The sequence below is a fragment of the Desulfonatronospira sp. genome, from assembly GCA_003563255.1.
Lineage (GTDB): Bacteria > Desulfobacterota > Desulfovibrionia > Desulfovibrionales > Desulfonatronovibrionaceae > Desulfonatronospira.
Map to the genome: position 1 here is coordinate 1 of PWSL01000246.1, position 2,846 is coordinate 2,846.

At 51.4% G+C, this 2,846-nt stretch carries 3 protein-coding genes; all 3 read right to left on the reverse strand.

Annotated elements, in window-relative coordinates:
- Positions 1–1,183 (reverse strand): AMP-binding protein (locus tag QZP87_RS07080; RefSeq protein WP_291322220.1); only part of this gene is annotated, 1,183 nt, incomplete at its 3' end.
- 136 nt (positions 1,184–1,319) lie between these two features.
- Entirely contained in the window at positions 1,320–1,589 is a 270-nt protein-coding gene (locus QZP87_RS07085; RefSeq protein ID WP_291322221.1) for an acyl carrier protein, read from the reverse strand.
- 118 nt (positions 1,590–1,707) lie between these two features.
- The gene (gene nadE / locus QZP87_RS07090; protein WP_291322222.1) at positions 1,708–2,691 is read right to left on the reverse strand and encodes an NAD(+) synthase; all 984 of its coding nucleotides are present in this window, start codon (positions 2,689–2,691) and stop codon (positions 1,708–1,710) included.
- Positions 2,692–2,846: the final 155 nt, after the last annotated feature.

Below are 2,846 nucleotides of genomic sequence, written 5' to 3' on the forward strand. Positions count from 1 at the left end.
CGGGATCTGATCCATCCCGAAAGCGCCTGGCAGTGGCTTCAGGATTTTCCCAGTAGCCGCGCATGACATGTCTGCCCCGGACTACAAGTTCTCCAACCTGACCTGACCCCAGGCGTTTGCCAGATTCATCTTCAACCCAGGCCTCGGTTCCGGGTATGGGTATGCCTACTGAGTCAGGGCGCTTGTCCAGCTGAGCCGGCGGAAGATAAAGGGTGCGCTTGGTTTCGGTGAGCCCATACATAGAGTATAGGGTCACCCCGGGAAATTTGTCCCGGATCTGGCTGATATGCCCGGAAGGCAGGGCGGCCGCAGTGTTGCTGATGTAGCGCAATCCGCTCAGGTCATATGAGGAAAGATCCATGTTCAATAAGATCGAGAACATTATGGGCACAGCGGGAAAGCCGGTGACCCTTTCCGAAGCCATGAGACCCAGGGACTGGGCCGGGAAGGTAAAGGATTTTTCCAGAACCAGGGTGCCGCCGAACTTGAAGGTCATGAGCAGCTGATAAAGGCCATAGTCAAAAGACAGGGGCAGCACGTTCAGAACAATATCATCGTTCCTGTTTTCCAGGTAGGTTATTATGGATGAAGCCGCAAAAACCACGTTGTCATGGCCGGACATGACCCCCTTGGGATCGCCGGTGCTGCCTGAAGTATATATGAGGCAGGCCAGGTCCTGTTCAGCGAGAATGCAGGGCGGGCGGGTGTCTTCATTAGAATCCTGGATATCTTCAAAGAACAGGTGCCTGGCTGAAGACTTTGGCATTTGTTCCGGTTTCTTGCCGGTGAAAACGGTAAATTTAAGAGAAGAGGCTCCGGCTTGTATATTTTCTGCCAGCTGCCATTGCCTGGCCGGAAGAATCATGGCTTTTGCCCGGCAGTTTCTAGCCAGAAACAGCAGCTTGTCCTGCTTGGTGGTGGCATTGATGACCGCAAATACTGCCTGGGCCTTGAGCACGGCAAAGATGGAGACAACCAGTTCAACACTGTTGGGAAGAAATATGATAATCCGGTCTCCTGGGCAGATGCTATTGTCACGAAGTGCATTGGCCAATTTATTAGCCATGGCCTCGATCCGGGCGTATGTCAGGCGCTGTCCGTCACAGATAAGGGCAACCTTGTCTGGAGAGCGAAGGGCGCTGTGTTCCAGAAAGTGATTGACGAGATAGGGGGTGTTGTTCATGGCTCTATTTTAAGATAAAGTAAGAAAAGAATACTGCCCACGAATCTGCACGAATCTGCACTAATAAACCTGACCTGCCAAGTCGTTAGTTTGATCAATCAGCATGATCTGAGGATAAAATTCTTCATCGATTTGATCAGCTGTCCGTTAAAGGGGCAGTTGAATTTGCTTTCTGGCTTATAAAGCCGACTATCCTGTTTATAGAATCCAGATTCTCGGGCAGAAGTTCCTCGTCAGCGATTTCGATTTTCATTTCCTGCTCCAGAAAAGCGACCAGTTCCAGGATTCCGGTGGAGTCGATGATGCCGTTTTCCAGGAAGGATGTGTCATTGTCCAGGCCCTGGTCATCGCCGAAAAGGAAATTGTCTACGATGTAGTTTCTGATTTTCTGATGTGAGTTGTTCATTGGTTTATTGGTGTATTGGGGGATTAGTATATTGGTGTATTGGGGGATTAGAGATATTGGTGTATTGGCTTTACTCAACTATTCAACTAATATTTCCAATCACTACTCAACAAATCAACTAACAGCCTACCTCCGGGACATCGTCTACCAGCAGGGGTTTGAGGTGGAGATATCTGGTGGTGGAGCGCTTGTTATCAATATCCCGGTAAACATAATCTACCTGTTCCCTGGTCAAGCCGGCGGCGCGGGCGACCTGGGCAGGATCAATGCCATTGTTTTTGCCGTAAAGGCACAAATCCATCTGGGCATGGGGCAGGGAAAAATAGAATTCATCCTGACCCTGGGGCAGAGAATAGGTGTCCGTGGTGGGCGGACGGTTGCGGACCTCGTCCGGGACTTCCAGATATTCAGCAAGCTGATAGACCTGAGTCTTGTACAGATGCGCAATGGGCTTGATGTCCGCGGCGCCGTCTCCCTGTTTAACAAAAAATCCCTGATCGTATTCAAGGCGGTTTGGTGTTCCGGCCACAGCGTAGTGCAGCCGGTCGGCATGGTAGTATTCCAGAATTTTGCGGGTTCGCTGTTTGAAATTGGTGGCGGCCAGGATTTCCAGGTAAGCCTGGAGAGGAAGGCGTTCTTTATGCATCTGACCATCAGGGGATCTGGCCACCAGGGAAAACAGGCTGAAGGCCCTGCCCTCTGAAACGTCGACATTTACCAGTTTTGATTTCCATCCCGGGCCGTAGTCTGGAATTACCAATCTCGCGCCCTGGTCGTAGCGGCGGTAAAAGCCAAGGGATTCCAGAATTGGGGAGATGTCCTCAACAGCTGAATCTATGCCAAGGTGCGTGACAACCAGATTACTCAGAGTCAGGGTCTCAGGCGCGGAATGGCGTTCCGGCATTTCCAGTCCGAACACTCTGCCAGCTCCCAGAGCCCTCACCGCAAGAGCGGCGGTGACGCTGCTGTCTATGCCTCCGGATATAGCCACAACCAGACCCCGGCGCTTGAGCTGGTTTCTCATGATGGAGCGGATGGCGTCGACAATGCGGGCGGTTTCCTGCTCGGGGTCGAGCTTGAGGGCGTCTCTGGTGAAGTACATTTTGTATTATTGGGTATTAAGAATAAGAGATTATCTCACGCCCGCTCCAAGAGTCGCTAGAGGTAGAATGAGAAGGCTGGCCATCCTGACGAGCTATGAGTAAAGTCATGCTCAAATTAGTAACGCAGTCATTGCTGCAAAAACAGGAGGGCCAG